The sequence below is a fragment of the Rhizobium sp. KNZ14-9A genome (assembly GCF_056755015.1).
This window is the reverse complement of record NZ_JBPGXB010000002.1, coordinates 454,446-470,191: the sequence shown is the minus strand read 5'-3', so window position 1 is coordinate 470,191 and position 15,746 is coordinate 454,446. Positions and strand designations below refer to the sequence as shown.

Annotated in this window: 14 protein-coding genes; 7 read left to right on the top strand and 7 right to left on the bottom strand. The window is 59.4% G+C overall.

Annotated features, from left to right (window positions below; all coding sequences use genetic code 11):
* Positions 1-2 precede the first annotated feature (2 nt).
* From leuA to ACR9ZQ_RS08375, 3 genes are all read right to left on the bottom strand, one after another.
* A complete protein-coding gene (gene leuA, locus ACR9ZQ_RS08385; protein ID WP_310386906.1) occupies positions 3-1,736 on the bottom strand; it encodes a 2-isopropylmalate synthase in 1,734 nt (577 codons plus the stop codon).
* A gap of 326 nt (positions 1,737-2,062) precedes the next feature.
* Positions 2,063-3,277 carry a benzoate/H(+) symporter BenE family transporter gene (locus ACR9ZQ_RS08380; protein WP_481427534.1) on the bottom strand — a complete coding sequence of 405 codons (1,215 nt, stop codon included), beginning with the start codon at positions 3,275-3,277 and terminating at the stop codon, positions 2,063-2,065.
* A 161-nt stretch (positions 3,278-3,438) separates the two neighbouring features.
* On the bottom strand, positions 3,439-4,026 hold the full coding sequence (locus ACR9ZQ_RS08375) for an ATP-dependent Clp protease proteolytic subunit (RefSeq protein WP_113321993.1): 588 nt from the start codon (positions 4,024-4,026) through the stop codon (positions 3,439-3,441).
* Positions 4,027-4,183: 157 nt separating this feature from the next.
* Here ACR9ZQ_RS08375 and ACR9ZQ_RS08370 point away from each other — a divergent pair, with 157 nt between their 5' ends.
* Together ACR9ZQ_RS08370 and ACR9ZQ_RS08365 are read left to right on the top strand one after the other, a co-directional pair.
* Positions 4,184-4,894 (top strand): hypothetical protein, encoded by a 711-nt coding sequence (locus ACR9ZQ_RS08370; protein ID WP_310386898.1) that lies wholly within the window; start codon positions 4,184-4,186, stop codon positions 4,892-4,894.
* A 114-nt stretch (positions 4,895-5,008) separates the two neighbouring features.
* Positions 5,009-5,758, top strand: a complete 750-nt coding sequence (locus ACR9ZQ_RS08365) for a DUF2076 domain-containing protein (protein ID WP_310386896.1) — start codon at positions 5,009-5,011, stop codon at positions 5,756-5,758.
* Positions 5,759-5,952: 194 nt separating this feature from the next.
* On the opposite strand, the gene queF is transcribed toward ACR9ZQ_RS08365, so the two are convergent.
* The gene (gene queF, locus ACR9ZQ_RS08360) at positions 5,953-6,417 is read right to left on the bottom strand and encodes a preQ(1) synthase (RefSeq protein ID WP_481427533.1); all 465 of its coding nucleotides are present in this window, start codon (positions 6,415-6,417) and stop codon (positions 5,953-5,955) included.
* Positions 6,417-7,331, bottom strand: a complete 915-nt coding sequence (gene emfA / locus ACR9ZQ_RS08355; RefSeq protein ID WP_481427532.1) for a CDF family cation efflux transporter EmfA — start codon at positions 7,329-7,331, stop codon at positions 6,417-6,419. Before emfA ends, queF begins: the two co-directional genes overlap by 1 nt.
* 246 nt (positions 7,332-7,577) lie before the next feature.
* Here emfA and ACR9ZQ_RS08350 point away from each other — a divergent pair, with 246 nt between their 5' ends.
* The 4 genes from ACR9ZQ_RS08350 to ACR9ZQ_RS08335 all read left to right on the top strand — a co-directional run bounded on the left by ACR9ZQ_RS08350 (position 7,578) and on the right by ACR9ZQ_RS08335 (position 9,746).
* Entirely contained in the window at positions 7,578-8,087 is a 510-nt protein-coding gene (locus tag ACR9ZQ_RS08350) for a MarR family winged helix-turn-helix transcriptional regulator (RefSeq protein WP_310386889.1), read from the top strand.
* 84 nt (positions 8,088-8,171) lie between these two features.
* Entirely contained in the window at positions 8,172-8,852 is a 681-nt protein-coding gene (locus tag ACR9ZQ_RS08345) for a GNAT family N-acetyltransferase (protein ID WP_310386887.1), read from the top strand.
* A gap of 105 nt (positions 8,853-8,957) precedes the next feature.
* Positions 8,958-9,482, top strand: coding sequence for a hypothetical protein (locus ACR9ZQ_RS08340; protein WP_481427531.1), 525 nt, complete (start codon positions 8,958-8,960; stop codon positions 9,480-9,482).
* 99 nt (positions 9,483-9,581) lie between these two features.
* On the top strand, positions 9,582-9,746 hold the full coding sequence (locus ACR9ZQ_RS08335; protein WP_007824505.1) for a DUF1328 domain-containing protein: 165 nt from the start codon (positions 9,582-9,584) through the stop codon (positions 9,744-9,746).
* A gap of 68 nt (positions 9,747-9,814) precedes the next feature.
* Here ACR9ZQ_RS08335 and ACR9ZQ_RS08330 read toward each other — a convergent pair whose 3' ends face one another.
* Positions 9,815-12,004: an anthranilate synthase gene (locus ACR9ZQ_RS08330; protein ID WP_481427530.1), complete on the bottom strand. Its 2,190-nt coding sequence runs from the start codon at positions 12,002-12,004 to the stop codon at positions 9,815-9,817.
* 267 nt (positions 12,005-12,271) lie between these two features.
* Positions 12,272-14,506, bottom strand: a complete 2,235-nt coding sequence (locus ACR9ZQ_RS08325; protein WP_481427529.1) for a TonB-dependent hemoglobin/transferrin/lactoferrin family receptor — start codon at positions 14,504-14,506, stop codon at positions 12,272-12,274.
* 279 nt (positions 14,507-14,785) lie between these two features.
* Between ACR9ZQ_RS08325 and ACR9ZQ_RS08320 the strand changes: the two genes are divergently transcribed.
* Positions 14,786-15,700 (top strand): extensin-like domain-containing protein, encoded by a 915-nt coding sequence (locus ACR9ZQ_RS08320; protein WP_481429286.1) that lies wholly within the window; start codon positions 14,786-14,788, stop codon positions 15,698-15,700.
* Positions 15,701-15,746 lie beyond the last annotated feature (46 nt).

The following is a 15,746-nucleotide window of genomic DNA, read 5'->3' as shown; positions in this document are numbered from 1 at the left end:
GGTCAGGCCTTGCCGGCCTTCACGTCGAGCACGCGGTTGGCAGCCGAGACGATCGCTTCGAGCGATGCCGCCACGATATTGGTGTTGATGCCGGCACCAAAGAGCTTGCCGCCCGGATAGGACGTCTCGACATAGGAGATGGCGGCGGCATTCGAGCCGTGCTGCAGCGAATGCTCCGAATAATCCTCGACAGACATCTCGATACCGAGATAGTGCGACAGCGCATTGATGAAGCCATCAATCGGGCCGTTGCCGCGGCCTTCGATACGCTTGATCTCACCATTGTCGGTAATCTCGGCCGCCACGATCCGCTGTCCCTTGTGCTCTGTATCGGGATAGGTGTGGTGGTCGACGAACCGGAGACGAGCACCCGGCTGGGTCACGTAGCGCTCGATGAAGCGGTCGTGGATGCGCTTCGAAGGAAGCTCCTTGCCCTCTTCATCGGTGATGCGCTGGATGTCTTCGCGGAATTCGACCTGCAGATTGCGCGGCAGATTGAGCCCGTAATCCTGCTGCAGGATATAGGCGATGCCACCCTTCCCCGACTGCGAATTGATGCGGATGATCGCTTCGTAGGAGCGGCCGACGTCACGCGGGTCGATCGGCAGGTAAGGCACTTCCCAGACTGGATGGTTGGCAACCTGCGCCGCCTTCATGCCCTTGTTGATCGCATCCTGATGCGAACCGGAAAAGGCCGTGTAGACCAGTTCGCCGACATAAGGGTGACGATCGGCAATCGCCATCTGGTTCGAATATTCGAACACTTCCTTGATGCGTTCGATGTTCGAGCAGTCGATTTCCGGATCCACGCCCTGCGTGAACATGTTGAGCGCCATGGTGACGACGTCGACATTGCCGGTGCGCTCGCCATTGCCGAAGAGCGTGCCTTCAACGCGATCGGCGCCTGCCAGCAGCGCCAATTCGGCAGCGGCAATCCCGGTGCCGCGGTCATTATGCGGATGCAGCGAGATGATCAGGTTTTCTCTGTTATCGAGATTGCGGCACATCCATTCGATCTGGTCGGCATAGACGTTCGGCGTCGCCATTTCGACGGTTGAGGGCAGATTGATGATGAGCTTGTTGTCAGGCGTAGGCTTCATGACCTCGATGACGGCGTTGCAGATTTCCAGCGCCACGTCCAGCTCGGTGCCGGTGAAGCTCTCGGGTGAATATTCGAAACGGTAGCCGCCGCCGGCCTTGGCAGCCATGTCTGTGATCATCTTGGCGGCATCGACGGCGATCTGCTTGATGCCCTGCACATCCTTGGCGAACACAACGCGGCGCTGCAATTCGCTGGTCGAATTGTAGAAATGCACGATCGGTCGGTTGGCGCCTTCCAGCGCTTCGAAGGTACGCGTGATCAGCTCAGGCCGGCACTGCACCAGCACCTGCAGCGAGACATCATCGGGCACACTGCCCTCTTCAATGCACCAGCGGGCAAAATCGAAATCGGTCTGCGAGGCAGAGGGGAAACCGATCTCAATTTCCTTGAAACCCATTTCCAGCAGCAGCTGAAACATGCGGGCCTTGCGATCATGGCCCATCGGATCGACGAGCGCCTGATTGCCGTCGCGCAGGTCCACGGAGCACCAGATCGGCGCCTTGGTGATGGTCTTGGTCGGCCAGGTGCGGTCGGGAATGTTTACCTGCGGATAAGGCCGGTACTTCACGGCGGCGTCGGGCATGCCCTTGGCGGAAGCAGCGCTTGCGGAGGATCGGCTGGTGTTCGTATCCATTGTCTTGTCTCCTCGTCCCGGCATTTGCCCCGCGTCTTAGCCGATCATATCTGGCTTGGCGACACAAATGCGGACCTTTACTCGGTCGTTTGGTCAATTTTGAGAGTGAGTCGCGAGGAGCGATGGCCGGGCGGGCTTTCGGCCGCCGGGCGCTCCTCAAAGGACCCGGCAACCGCGCGTAAGGCCGAGGAGAAGAAGCGAGGTCAGGGCGCGCGTATTGTCACGCAATGCCGTGCGGCTGCGTGCAATCGTCTCGGAAATCCGTGCGCTCGTGCTCTTCATGACCGCGCTTATAGCCTTCGCCGCAAACTCCGGCAACCCCTCGCTTATTTTTTCCGCGCCTGCACTATCCGGGACAGCGCAAGCATCAGACCGCCGGCAATCAGGCCCCAGAAGGCGCCGGAGATACCACCGAAGGAAACGCCGGAAGCCGTGACGAGAAAGGTGATAGCCGCCGCCTCACGTGACTCCGGCGCCTGGAAGGCAGCCATGGCAGAACCGGAGAAGGCGCCGACCAGTGCAAGACCGGCAACGGCCTCAATCAGAATCGGCGGCGCCAGCGCGACAAAGGCGGTCACCGCCCCAGCAAGCAGGCCGAAAATGACGTAACCGACACCCGAAATCAGCGCTGCCCAATAACGCCGCGAAGGATCGGCATGCGCATCCTGCCCGGCGCACATCGCTGCCGTGATCGCCGCCAGGTTGACCGCATGCCCGCCGAATGGCGCCGCCAGAAGCGAGAAGACGCCGGTCACGGCAAAGAGCGGGCCTGGCATCGGATCATAGTGATTGACCTTCAGCACCGCGATGCCGGGAATATTCTGCGACGCCATCGTCACAATGAAGAGCGGCAGAGCAATCGACACGAAACCGGCGAGATTGAAGACCGGGTGAACGATGTCGATAGCGGGCACCAGCGACTGTCCGAGTGATGCAAACGCCCCCTCGGGAATATCGACGCCGAACGCCAGCACCAGCGCGAAGGCCACCAGCGCTGCCGGCACCGCCCACAGTCGCTTGAAGGCGCCGACCACGATCCAGGTCAGAATGATCGGCAGGCCTAGCAGCGGATTGAAGGCAATGGCCTTGACCGGGGCAAAACAGAGACCGAGCAGCACGCCGGACAGCATGGCATTGGCAAGCGGCGCCGGAATGGCGGCAACCGCCCGTCCGAGCGGCTTGAACAGCCCGGCAATGACGATGAGCAAACCGCAAAGAATGAAAGCCCCAACCGCCGCATTGAAGCCGCCGTCGATCGTGCCGATGCTGGCAAGCAGCGCTGCCCCTGGGGTCGACCAGGCGATGCTGACCGGCAGACGCGTGACGGCGCTGAGCACGATGGCGCAAAGCCCCATCGAGATTGACAACGCCATCAGCCCGGAGGCCGCCTGCGCATCCGTCGCGCCGACCGCCTGCAACCCATGCAACACGACCGCAAAGGAGCTGGTAAACCCGACGAAAGCCGTCAGTAGACCCATGAACAGGCTCTGGACGGAAAAATCTTTGAGCATGGCGCGACTCCGGCTGCGAAGATTGCGCATGGAGCCGCATAAGCGGGAGGCGCGCAAGCCGGATTGCCGCCGGAAATGTTCTCTTGGGCGGCAATCCCCCATATTACACGGCGCTATCTCGGGAGATATGGAAACGCCCCGCCTGCGACTGGCAGACGGGGCGTATATTCAAAAAGCTAGATGGCGAAAGATCAGATTTCGCTCTGCGAGGTCACGACGCGAGAGACGAGACCGTAGGCGACGGCATCTTCAGCCGAGAGCCAGTAATCACGGTCGATGTCCTTGGCGATCTTTTCTTCCGACTGGCCGGTTGCCTTCGAGAAGATCTTGATGAGGCGTTCGTTCATCTTGATGATTTCGCGTGCCTGGATCTCGATGTCCGAAGCCATGCCGCGTGTGCCGCCGGACGGCTGGTGCAGCAGGAAGCGGGTGTTCGGCAGGCAGATACGACGTTCCTTCGGAGCCGCGGCATAGATGAGCGCACCAGCCGAGGCAACCCAGCCCGTGCCGATCATCCAGACCTTCGGCTTGATGAACTTGATCATGTCGTGGATGGAATCGCCGGATTCGACGTGACCGCCGGGCGAATTCACATAGATACGAATATCTTCGTCATTGGCGGCTGAAAGCGCCACGAGCTGGGTGCTAACCTTCTGCGCCAGTTCCTGCGTGATCGGCCCATAGATGAAGATCGAACGCGACTTGAAAAGGTTCGCCTCCGTTTCCTTGCCGAGCGGCAGTTCCTTCGTCTTGTCGTCCTGTTCTTCTTCGTCGTTCATTCGAACCTCTCTCACGTCTAATGCGGTTCCTCGCACATAGTGCGACTCAATGCGTAAAACAATGCGGGAAAAAGAGGAAGCAGGAAGCGGTGAAGATATTCTTATGACAAACGGACGATATCATCGCATCCTCTGAAAAGACCGGGAGAACCGCAAAATGACCTCCTCCTTTCTGCGTGCTGCCATCAGCAACAATGCATTCTGGTGCGATGCCGTCTGCAAGGCGCTGGGCTCGCCCGGTGAGTTTACGGCCACACTCTGGTTTCATCGTCGAGGCACGCCGCCCTTCTATCCCGATGCCGTAACGCTGACGGAGGCCGACGGCGAACAAACAGAGACGATCGCGACGCTGATCAATAGCGAGAAACGGGACTGGGCGATCAAGGACAGCTATGCGGCCCTCGATCTTGCGCCGCTTGGCTTCAAGCTGCTGTTCGAAGCTGAATGGATCGGCATGCGCATGCCAGTCTCAACGGCGTCCCCAATCACCTGGCAGCGAGTGGAAAGCGCTGCTGACCTTGCGCGATGGGAGGCGGAATGGGGCAAGGCGAACGGCCCGGTAACGCAGAAGATCTTTACCGAACCACTACTCCACGATCCCGAAATCGCTTTTCTGCTCGGCTTCGAACACGGCCAACCGGTCGGGGGCGGCATCCTCAATCACCACGCCGGCGTCGTCGGCCATTCGAACCTGTTTGCCGAGGGCCGGCACGGTGAAACCATCCGCCGCGGGCTGATTGCGCAGGCGGCCGAACTCTATCCGCGAGAACCGCTTGTCGGCTACGAACGCGGCGACGAGCTGGACGAAGCGCTGCGCGTGGGCTTCGAACTTCTGGGGCCGCTGCGCATCTGGCTGAAGGAGGCCTGAGCTTACTGAAATGTAAGTTGCCAAGGCTTTGAAATGCCCCAATCGCTTCCTAACTCAGCCTTAGCGGCCCATCCGCCGAATGTTAAAGCCGCAGAACTTTAGAGGAGACAGGACATGTCACCGGAAGAACGCCAATTGCTGACCGCCCTCTTCGATCGCGTGCGTACCGCCGACGCCACGCCGCGCGATCCGGAAGCCGAAACGCTGATATCAGAAGCGACCCGTGCGCAACCCTCCGCCACTTACTATCTGGCGCAGGCCGTCATCGTGCAGGAAAAGGGCCTGGAAGCTGCCGCCAATCACATCAAGGAGCTTGAAGAGCGTGTCCGGCAGTTCGAAGCGGGCGAAACCGATCACCGCCGGGCCGAACAAGGCGGCTTTCTGAGCTCCATCTTCGGCAACACGCAGACGCAACAACCGGCGCCGGCTCCCGGCCCATGGGGTGGCGCTCCGAGAGACAGTTACGAGCAGCCACGCGGCTACGACAACACCCGCCAGGTGCCGCAGCAACCGTCAGGCCCCTGGGGCCAGCAGGCCTATGCACCGTCCGCCGGCGGCAGTTTCTTGCGCGGCGCCCTCGGTACGGCAGCCGGCGTTGCCGGCGGCATGCTGCTTGCCAATTCGCTCAGTGGCATTTTCGGCAACCACATGTCGTCACTCGGCTTGGGTTCACCTTTCGGCGGCGCCAATCCCTTCGGCAATGCGAGCGCGCCCACCGAGGAAACCGTTATCAACAATTACTACGGCGACAACAATAAGGCTGACGACAACCAAGCCGACAATAACGACAATATCCAGCAGGCCGATTACGAGGACAACGACGATTTTACAGATGACTCCGGCGACGACACGACGGATGTCTAGGATTTAGCTGTAAGGAAAGAGCGGCAGTTGGTTTCAATTGCCGCACCGTTTCCCGGCCCTTCGCCTTAAGCTCAGGGCGTTCGCCGTTGCAATCGATTCAGAGCAATTCCAGAAAAAGTGCCAAGCGGTATTTCGTCCGGAATTGCGAAGAACAAAGCAGTGCATCAATTCCTCGGGCTGCGCCAGACCACGGCTCACCCACGCCCGCGATAGGTCGCAACGCCCTGATCCGGCAGCCATACACTTTCCGGCGGCTTGCCTGTCTGCCAGAAGACGTCGATCGGAATGCCGCCGCGCGGATACCAGTACGCGCCGATGCGCAACCATTTCGGATCGAGAAGCTCGACGATCCGCTTGGCGATATAGATCGAGCAATCCTCGTGAAAGGCGCCGTGATTGCGGAAGGAATGCAGGAAAAGCTTCAGCGACTTCGATTCCACCAGGAATTCGTTCGGAATGTAATCGATGACGATATGGGCAAAATCCGGCTGTCCGGTCATTGGGCAGAGCGACGTGAATTCCGGCGCGGTGAAGCGCACGACATAGTCGGTTCCGGCATGATTGGACGGCACTTTTTCCAGAACCGCCTCTTCGGGACTCCTGGCGGTTTCCGTCTGCTGGCCCAGCATCGAAAGGCTGGAAACGTCTGTATTGGGCATTACGCCTCCTTGATCACTTTGACGCGGATGCCATGGGCCTTTTCGCCCTCCGGCTCCACGTGAATGGCAATTGTCGAGCCCGAATGCGCGGCCCGAATGGCATCTTCAAGGCGATCGCAAATATCATGCGCTTCCCGCACAGTCATCTTGGCGGGCACGACGAGATGGAAATCGACGAAGGTCACCGACCCGGCGCGCCGCGTCTTCAGGTCATGCACGCCGATCGAGCCTGTCGCATGGGTGGCAATCGCCTGCTTGATCGCCTCTTCCTTCTGCGGTTCGACCGCCTGATCCATCAGCCCACCGATCGACTGCGAGATCACCTTCCAGCCCTGATAGAGGATGTTGAGCGCAACGAGAATCGCGAGAATGGGATCGAAGATCGCATAGCCGGTTGCAAGCGCCAGAAGCAGGCCGACGAGAACGCCGACGGAAGTGACCACATCCGACATGATGTGCTGCCCGTCCGCCGTCAGTGCTGCAGAGCGATGCTTGCGCCCCGTGCGGATCAAAAGCCGTGCCCAGACGGCATTGATGACACCGGCCGCGAAGTTGATCGAAAGACCGAGCACCGGTGCCTCGAGCATGCGCGGATCTGCGAGATGGTTCACGGCCTCCTGCACGATCAGCAGCGCGGCGACGACGATCATCACCCCTTCGGTGACGGCGGAAAGATATTCCGCCTTATGGTGGCCGAAGGGATGGTCGTGGTCGGCGGGCTTCTGCGCGTAGCGGATGACGAAAAAGGCGATGAAGGCCGCCACGACATTGACGAAGGATTCCAGCCCGTCCGAGAGCAGCGCCACGGAGCCCGTCACCCACCAGGCGACCATCTTGAGCCCTAGAACGCCGAGCGACAGGGGAATGCCCCAGAACGCCAGTTTCCGAACCGTGAGATTGCCTTCTTCGTTCATATCATCCCCCTGCGGATGCGAATGAATTGCAGCATTTAAGCCATTGAAACGCAAAACCGCCCGCGCGGGAATCGCGCAGGCGGCCAATGCGGGTGATATGGGCAATCAGGCCCAAAATGTCAAAGGTTTTGACAGGACAAAGGCGAGGTCATCTCCATGTGAACGGCCCCAACCCGCTTGTGCAATTGACGATAAATACATAAGCAGTTATATAATTTGTTATGCAACAAGAATAGAGAACATGCCTTGGTCGAAGATGTCGTGAAATCGCTGGGCTACCTTTGCCTCGGCAGCCGCTTCCGCCGGATCGGCGAACGTCTGCAGGCCGACACGCAACAGGTGATCGAGGAACTGGGCGTCTCGATCCAGGCCGCGCAATATCCCTTCCTCGGCGCCATCGACAGGCTCGGCCCGCTGACCATCGGGGAATTGGCACAGGCAGTGGGCATCACCCAGCCCGGCGCAACGCGCACCGCTTCCCAGCTGATGGGGCTGGGATTCCTTGATATGCAACCATCTGCCGAAGATCAGCGGCGCAGAGTCGTTTCGCTGACACCAAAAGGACAGGAACTCGTTGACTATTCGAAGCAACAGGTCTGGCCGCTCATCGCAGCCGCCGTTGCCGATCTCTGCCGGGATCTTGACGGCCCGCTGCTCGAGCAGCTTGCCGCGATGGAGGACGGGCTCGCCGAATCACCGCTGATCCGCCGCGTTAGATCGCCGTGCGTCCATTCGGACGCACAAAGGACGCTCTAATTTTTTGAATCTACACATCAGGCTTTCCGAAAATCGGTCCCGATTTTCGGGCCGATGCTGTAGCGCCGTACAGGAGAAGACACCATGAGCCATATTCTCGACCGACCGATCTGGAACGCGCTGCAAACAGCGCATGCCGAGCTTGCCGAAGGCGGCGAATACGCGATGCGCTACCCGCCCTCGATCGTCCCCTTCGCAGCGACCGCCGATGATAGCCGCGAAAGCCTCGAAGCACTCGAAAACCTCCCCGCCGCTGATGAGGTCATGGCGATTGTCGAAGCCGGACCCGTCACCATCCCGCAGGGACTGACGGTCGTCTCCGAGGGAAAGCTGGTACAGATGATCGCCGAGCGGCCTTACGAGCGTATTTCCGACAGCCGGCTGCAGCCGCTGACCCCCGACGATGCGGATGAGATGCTGGCACTCGCCATGCTGACCAAACCCGGGCCCTTCACACTTGGTGCTCAAAAACTTGGCACCTTCTGGGGCGTCAAGATCGACGGCCGGCTTGTCGCCATGGCCGGGCAGCGCCTGCGACATCCCCGATTTGGCGAGCTCAGCGGCCTTTGCACCCATCCTGATTTTCAGGGGCAAGGCCTCGGCACCCTGCTCTTCCGCTTCGTCGCCGGCGAAATTTCCGCCAGGGGGGACACCGTCTTCCTTCATGCCTATTACACCAACACTTCAGCCATAACGCTCTACAAGGCACTCGGCTTCAAGCTGCGGTCGGAAATGAACCTGCGCGTCGTCAAGCGCAACGCATAAGCTGACCAAAACGCCGCAGGCTCACGCTTTTGCCCATTTGCGCCATGATAGCGTCCCAATTGCATGGTGTTGACGGCCCTGCAGTCAATTGGGGACCGCGCAGACATGCATTGGATCAATCGTTACATCGACCAACCGTTGCTCGACGGTGCGGCCAGTTCCTTGCGGGCCTGGCATATCCGAACCGGCCTTTCGCCGGAACGGCTGGAGCCGCTCTGGAACATTGCCGTGACAGGCTTTCTGTTCTTTGCCGCCGGACACTTCCTCTCCGGACCGGCCCTGCTTCTGTGTTACGGCGGTCTCGTGATGCTGACCCTCCCCTCGGTCTGGATGCTCTTCACATCCAGTCGCAAGACAGACAGCTATAACGTCGCCGCCTACAAGAAGCTGAGAACCAGGGCTTTCATGAAACGCGAGGCGGAATGGGCCGTGCGGCTCGCCATCCTCTTCACCGCCATCGGCCTTCCCTTCGTCTCACGCTCGGATGATCCGACGGCCGCCTATTTCATGATCGGCGCCAGCCTCTGGTTCGTGCTGACCGGCCCGGCGAGATCCTATCTGGCAGCCGCAGAACCGCCCATGCCGCGCGATGGAGACCGCTCCTTCAATACCGATCTGCAATTCGGCTGAGCAGATTTAAATCAGCACACAATTCAATTGTCGCAGCGACAATGGAACGAACGGCTCACGCTTCCGTTATATTGCCAGCAACCGACAAAGGAGATCGCGATGCTGTACTATGCTCTGGTATTTCTCGTCGTAGCCCTGATTGCAGGCGTCCTTGGATTTGGCGGCATTGCCGGCGCATCCGCTTCGATCGCCCAGGTCCTGTTCTTCATCTTCCTGGTGCTGTTCGTCGTATCCATCGTCGCCCGGCTCATGCGGCGCGTATAGACGAACAAACCAACGCACATAAAAAACCCGCCATTCAGGCGGGTTTTTTATTGCTTATACCTTTGGCATCAGGCCGCCTTGGTCTTGGCCCGGCGGGCAAGGTGCGCCACCACATTCTCGATCATCCGCATGCCGGCATCGCCGCCGAGCGTCATGATCGATTCCGGATGGAACTGTACCGCTGCGATCGGCTCCTTGGCATGCTCGATACCCATGATGGTGCCATCCTCGCTCTCCGCGGTAATGATGAACTCCCGCGGCAGCGTCGAAGGGTCGGCAAAGATCGAGTGATAACGACCGACCGTCACTTCCTTGGCAAGGCCGGAGAAGACGATGCCCGGCTCCAGCACGCGGATGCGCGACGGCTTGCCATGCATCGGCAGCGCCAGATGACGAAGCTCCCCGCCATAGGCTTCCGCCAGCGCCTGCAGGCCAAGGCAGACACCGAAGATCGGCAGATTGCGCGCGCGCGCCTTCTTGATCGTCGCCTTGCAGTCGAAATCCTTGGGATTGCCGGGACCAGGCGACAGCACGACGAGATCCGGGTTCAGCCGATCGAAGACTTCCTCGGGCACCGGCGTACGGACGGTCGAAACCGTGGCGCCCGTCTGGCGGAAGTAGTTTGCCAGCGTGTGCACGAAGCTGTCTTCATGGTCGATCAGCAGAATGTTGACGCCCTTGCCGACTGAGGCGACATCGCGCTGGGTCTTGCCGGAATTGCCCGTCTTGGCGTCACGGATTGCGGAAAGCATGGCGGAGGCCTTCAATTCGGTTTCGGCTTCTTCTTCCTCGGGAATGGAGTCGTTCAGCAGCGTCGCGCCGGCGCGCACTTCGGCAATGCCGTCCTTGATGCGTACTGTGCGCAACGTCAGGCCGGTATTCATGTCGCCATTGAAGCCGACCATGCCGATTGCCCCACCATACCACGCGCGCGGGCTCTTCTCATGGGATTCGATGAAACGCATGGCCCAGAGCTTCGGCGCGCCTGTGACGGTGACAGCCCATGCATGGCTGAGGAAGCCGTCGAAGGCATCCATGTCATCCCGCAGGCGACCTTCGATATGGTCGACCGTGTGGATGAGACGCGAATACATCTCGATCTGGCGGCGGCCGATGACCTTGACCGACCCCGGCTCGCAGACGCGGCTCTTGTCGTTGCGATCAACGTCCGAGCACATGGTGAGTTCGGATTCGTCCTTCTTGGAATTCAGGAGCTTCAAGATCTGCTCGCTGTCGGCAATCGGATCGTCGCCACGCTTGATCGTACCGGAGATCGGGCAGGTCTCGATGCGGCGACCGGAAACACGCACGAACATTTCCGGCGAGGCGCCGACCAGATATTCCTGGTTTCCGAGATTGATGAAGAAGGAATAGGGCGACGGATTGATCGCCTTCAGTCGCTTGGAAATGTCCGAAGGCTTGCTTTCGCAGCGCTCCATGAACTTCTGGCCGGGAACCACTTCGAAAAGATCGCCCTTGCGAAAGCTCTCCTTCGCCTTGACGACGAGCTCGGCATATTCGCCCGGGCGGTGATCGCTCTTCGGCGGGATAGCATCCGTGCGGATAAACGGCTCGGCAGCAATATCGCCCGCCTTGCCCTCCGTCGTCTTGCCGTCCTTGGCGAAGTCGTAACGATCGACCCACGCCTTGGCGGCGTAGTTGTCGACGACGAGAATTTCGTCCGGCAGGTAGAGCACCATATCGCGCTGATCGGAAGGACGCTCCAGCTTCAGGTTGATCGCATCGAACTGGAAAGCGAGATCGTAGCCGAAGGCACCATAGAAGCCGATGCTGGCATCGGCCTGCGAATAGAAGAGATCGGTGATGGCGCGAAGGACGGTAAAGACCGTCGGCATCTTCGAGCGTTCTTCCTCGGTGAAGACGCGGTCGGGCAACTTGACCGTCAGGTCGAGTCTGCGCGCGGTAAATGCACCGAGTTCAAGCTCGTGGACAGTCTTCAACCGCTCGACAATAAAGCCGAGGATGATCTCGCCACGCGCGTTACAGGCTTCGATCCAGACATTACGGCCGAAGGAGGAAACACCGAGCGGCGGATCGACAACAGCCGTATCCCAGCGCGTATAACGGCCCGGATATTCGTAATTCGAGGAGAAGACGGCGCCGCGCCGCTCATCGAGCTTGTCGACATAGGACGAAACAGCATCGGCATAAGGGATGGCCCGCCTTTGCCGCGTGACGGTGATGCCGCCCTTGGTCTCGTAGATTTCCGCACCATCATCCCGCAGGATCGTTACCATAGTTCCACTCCGTTATCGGGCCCGGACGAAAGGCGGCCTTTGAAACAAAAAAGCCGCCTCGAAGTTTCGGGCGGCTCGTTCGTCGTCTTTGGACACGATTGGTCGAGGCCGCCTCAGCGAGCCCACCACCAAACTGCAATGTTCAAGGACTTCTTCATGGGCGAAATTGTTAGCCTGAGATGAAGCCAAGCGCAAGAGGCGATCGGCTCACGAAAAAGGGCGGCCCGAAAGCCGCCCCTACCCCAGCCTTGAAAGGCTGATTTTGAGTTAGAAGGTCTTGGTGACCGAGATCTTGAAGGTACGTCCCGGCTCTGTATACCACTCCTTCGGCTGCGACGCGGTGATTGACCCCAGATTGACGTCCCGAACGGCAAGCGCGCTGTAATACTCCTGATCGAAGATGTTATAGACGCCACCCTGGATGCGTAGGCCCTTGACTTGCTCCGGCGTCCACCATGCAGTCAGGTCGACGATGCCATAACCAGGTGCGTCGAAAGACGTCTCCGCATTATCATTGCCGGTCATCTGCGACGAGAGTGTCGAGGAAAGGTCGAAACCATATTCGTCGTTGCTCCAGCCACCGCCGATAATGGCCTTGAATGGTGCAACAGAGCGCAGCCGCTCCTGCGTATCGTCATTCCGACCATAGGTATAGGCAAGCGAGGTATGAAGGTTGATGCCGTTGTCGAAGGTTTTGATCACATTCGCTTCGAGACCGGAAATGGAGGCCGACGATACGTTCAGGTAATTGAATTCCGTAAAGTTGGTTACGGGGTTGTAGTTCTGCTGCGTCTCAATGAAGTTCTGATAACGGGTGTGGAAAGCCGCCACTCTTCCCTGCAGACCGCCAGTGTCGAAATTGGCACCGATCTCGATGCCACGGCCGATTTCCGGCTCAAGATCGGGATTGCCAAGCTGCGCGTAGCGGCCGTTGGGATTGTAGAAGCGGCTATAGAGTTCGTCCACCGTGGGAGCTCGGAAGCCAACTGCCAACTGCGCATAAAGTTGGACATCGGGCGTCAGATCGTAGGTCGCTAGCAGCTTCGGCGACATGCCCGCTTCCGTCCGATCGCGGAGATCGCCGAAACGAGCGAGTCCGGTATTGGTCGCAAAACCACCACCGGTCGAAGGGTTGTAATTAAACCAGTCGAAACGGAAGCCGGGCGTCAAAGCGAAACCGGTATTGCCGATCTCGATCTTGTCTTCGAAAGTCAAGGCAAGGTTTTGGCTGTCAACATTGGGCACTTCCGCCTGATTGTTCAGGGAAGGGCATGTCGTCGGTGTCGGGCAAAGCGCCCAGCTGAACTGGGTCCACTTGGACACGCCGACATCGAGGCCGACGCGAACCGAGTGGTTGAGACCGGAATATTCAAAGTCCTTCGTTGCGGTGCCGCTGAAGCCCCAAGTCTCATTTTCGACTTCGTTGTTACGGCCATAAGCAACGTTGGCAGCTGTACGGCCTCCGCTGCCGGCTTCCTTCTTCAAATCCAGCCAATAGAGCGTCGCCCGAGCACTGCTGAAGAATGCGTCGGAAGACTGCGCTTCGTAATCATAATCGAGCGAGACACGATCGCGGTCGCGCAATTCACGGCCATCGAAATTGTTGATCATGTAGGTGCGGCCAAAGCCTTGCTGTTCCCGAAGATCGGTCTTCAGGTCGCGCCGGAAACGTTCAGCCGTCAAGCCAATGCGATGGCCGCCTTCGAGGTCCTGGCGCAGTTTGAAGAGCAGGTTGTTTTGGTCGAAATCCGCCGGATCCGCCTCAGTGCGCAAGCGGCCATAGCTGTCGTTATCACCCGTGTTGTCGCGCTCGTGGCCCTTGCGATAGGCACCCTGGAAAAGGATCGACGTGTTGCCGACCCTTTTGGCGGCAGCAGCGGAGCCGGCAATGCTGCGGTCTTCACTGTCATAGGTCGACTTGACAATCGCACCCCAGTCTCGATCCTCGGGGATCAGGTCTTCAGGCTCGAGCGTGTTGAGGACGAAGGCGCCGCCGAGCATGCCCGAACCGCCTTTGCTCGAATCCGCACCGCGCACGATATCAAGAGAGGACAGTGAATCGAAATCGAAGGTATCGCCGCCGCCATTGGCGTTGCTGGTCGCAAAGGCGCCCTGACGCGAACTGTTGGAAACATACGGGATCGGGATGCCGTCGATCGTCGTCAGGATACGCGGGCCGGAGAGGCCACGCAGATTGAAACCGGCATCGGCGCGCGAATAATTCACGGTTGCATCGACGCTGCGGCCGATATCGTCGTAATTCGTGACCTGCTTCTTTTCCAGTTCCTTCTTGTCGATCTGGGTCGCAAGCGGTGTGTCGGCAACACTGCCGGGGGCGGCACGGTTTCCCTTGACGACGATTTTCTGAAGGACGGTTGCGCCTTCGGCATTCGTGGCCGGCGTGGTCGCCGGAGCGCTCTGAGCGAAAGACTGTGAAACGGGAAGAACAAGTGCGGCTGCTGTGCAGACCATTAGAACCGAGCGCCAATGCCGGACGATCATAACCTACCCTCAAATGAAAATTACCGGGCTGGCTGTCGTGGCGTTTCAGACGCTCGAGGGGCTGGCTAGGCTTGCGGACGACTGCGGAGATTTCCGCCTTCTTTTTGCCGCATAAAAAACATGAGTATTATTGTCAATATATTCCGCCGATTTATGTTGAATAATAACGTCAAGTTTTAAGGATCTCAGGAAACGTTGCGCAATTGCAACGAATTCGCCGTTCTTGCGTTTCCCCTCCGCTCGATCAACGGGAAACGACGTGTGAGAGAATTTCGGAAGATGGCGGTCATTCTGGCCGCACTCGCCCTGCTCCCCGGCGCAAGACTGCCGCGAACCGGCCCGGTGCCTCAGGCAAAGCCAGAAGCAGCAATCGAAGCGCCTGCGGCCCCTCAGCCAGAAAAGAAACAGGAAGAAGAGCAGGTTCCCAAGCCTCAGCCCGAACCTGCGCCTGCGCAAAACCCCGAAACACCGCCGGCCGCCTCCGAGGTTCCGACACCGCAGCCCAAACCGAGCGAGACCCCGGCCGCGCCAGCCGGCGAAAAATTTGGTCCACCCTCTCCCACACCGGAAGACCGGGCGAAGCCCCCGACTGAACAGACGCTCGAAGAGCAGCATCTGACCATCGAACCGGAAAGCGACGCGGACCATGCCGAATGCACTAGAGAATTGCAGAGCCTCGGCGTCGTCTTCCGCGAGACACCCCGCATCGACGACGGCAACGGCTGCGGCATCGACAAGCCGATCATCGTCTCCCAAGCGCTGCCCGGCATCACGCTGAAGCCTGAAGCCACACTACGCTGCCCGACGGCACTGGCGCTCGCACGATGGATGAAGGGAAGCGTCATTCCCACAGCCTCGGTCGCCTTGCCGGAAAGCGGCGATATCACCACCATCAATCAGGCTTCCGCCTACATTTGCCGCCTGCGCAACGGCGCCGACACCGGCAAGATCTCCGAACATGCCCGCGGCAACGCCATCGATATCGCAAGCTTCAGCTTCAAGAAGGGCGAGGATGTTGCCGTCCGCTCGCGCCGCGAGGATTCGACGCTGACAGGGGCATTCCAGCGCACCGTCAGCGCCGCAGGCTGCCTCTATTTCACCACCGTGCTCGATCCCGAGAGCGATGCTGCCCACGAAACCCACTTCCATCTGGACGTATTGCAGAGAAATGGCGACTATCGCTATTGCCATTAATCATTTCAGGCGCTTGAGACAGCGGCTTAAATCAGTTCCTCACATC

Coding starts and splice junctions, on each gene's coding strand:
- queF (WP_481427533.1), bottom strand. CDS start 6,417: ATGCCCAATACAGACGTTTCCAGCCTTTCGATGCTGGGCCAGCAGACG.
- ACR9ZQ_RS08320 (WP_481429286.1), top strand. CDS start 14,786: ATGGCGGTCATTCTGGCCGCACTCGCCCTGCTCCCCGGCGCAAGACTG.
- ACR9ZQ_RS08370 (WP_310386898.1), top strand. CDS start 4,184: ATGACCTCCTCCTTTCTGCGTGCTGCCATCAGCAACAATGCATTCTGG.
- ACR9ZQ_RS08380 (WP_481427534.1), bottom strand. CDS start 3,277: ATGCGCAATCTTCGCAGCCGGAGTCGCGCCATGCTCAAAGATTTTTCC.
- emfA (WP_481427532.1), bottom strand. CDS start 7,331: ATGAACGAAGAAGGCAATCTCACGGTTCGGAAACTGGCGTTCTGGGGC.
- ACR9ZQ_RS08365 (WP_310386896.1), top strand. CDS start 5,009: ATGTCACCGGAAGAACGCCAATTGCTGACCGCCCTCTTCGATCGCGTG.
- leuA (WP_310386906.1), bottom strand. CDS start 1,736: ATGGATACGAACACCAGCCGATCCTCCGCAAGCGCTGCTTCCGCCAAG.
- ACR9ZQ_RS08340 (WP_481427531.1), top strand. CDS start 8,958: ATGCATTGGATCAATCGTTACATCGACCAACCGTTGCTCGACGGTGCG.
- ACR9ZQ_RS08325 (WP_481427529.1), bottom strand. CDS start 14,506: ATGATCGTCCGGCATTGGCGCTCGGTTCTAATGGTCTGCACAGCAGCC.
- ACR9ZQ_RS08345 (WP_310386887.1), top strand. CDS start 8,172: ATGAGCCATATTCTCGACCGACCGATCTGGAACGCGCTGCAAACAGCG.
- ACR9ZQ_RS08335 (WP_007824505.1), top strand. CDS start 9,582: ATGCTGTACTATGCTCTGGTATTTCTCGTCGTAGCCCTGATTGCAGGC.
- ACR9ZQ_RS08375 (WP_113321993.1), bottom strand. CDS start 4,026: ATGAACGACGAAGAAGAACAGGACGACAAGACGAAGGAACTGCCGCTC.
- ACR9ZQ_RS08330 (WP_481427530.1), bottom strand. CDS start 12,004: ATGGTAACGATCCTGCGGGATGATGGTGCGGAAATCTACGAGACCAAG.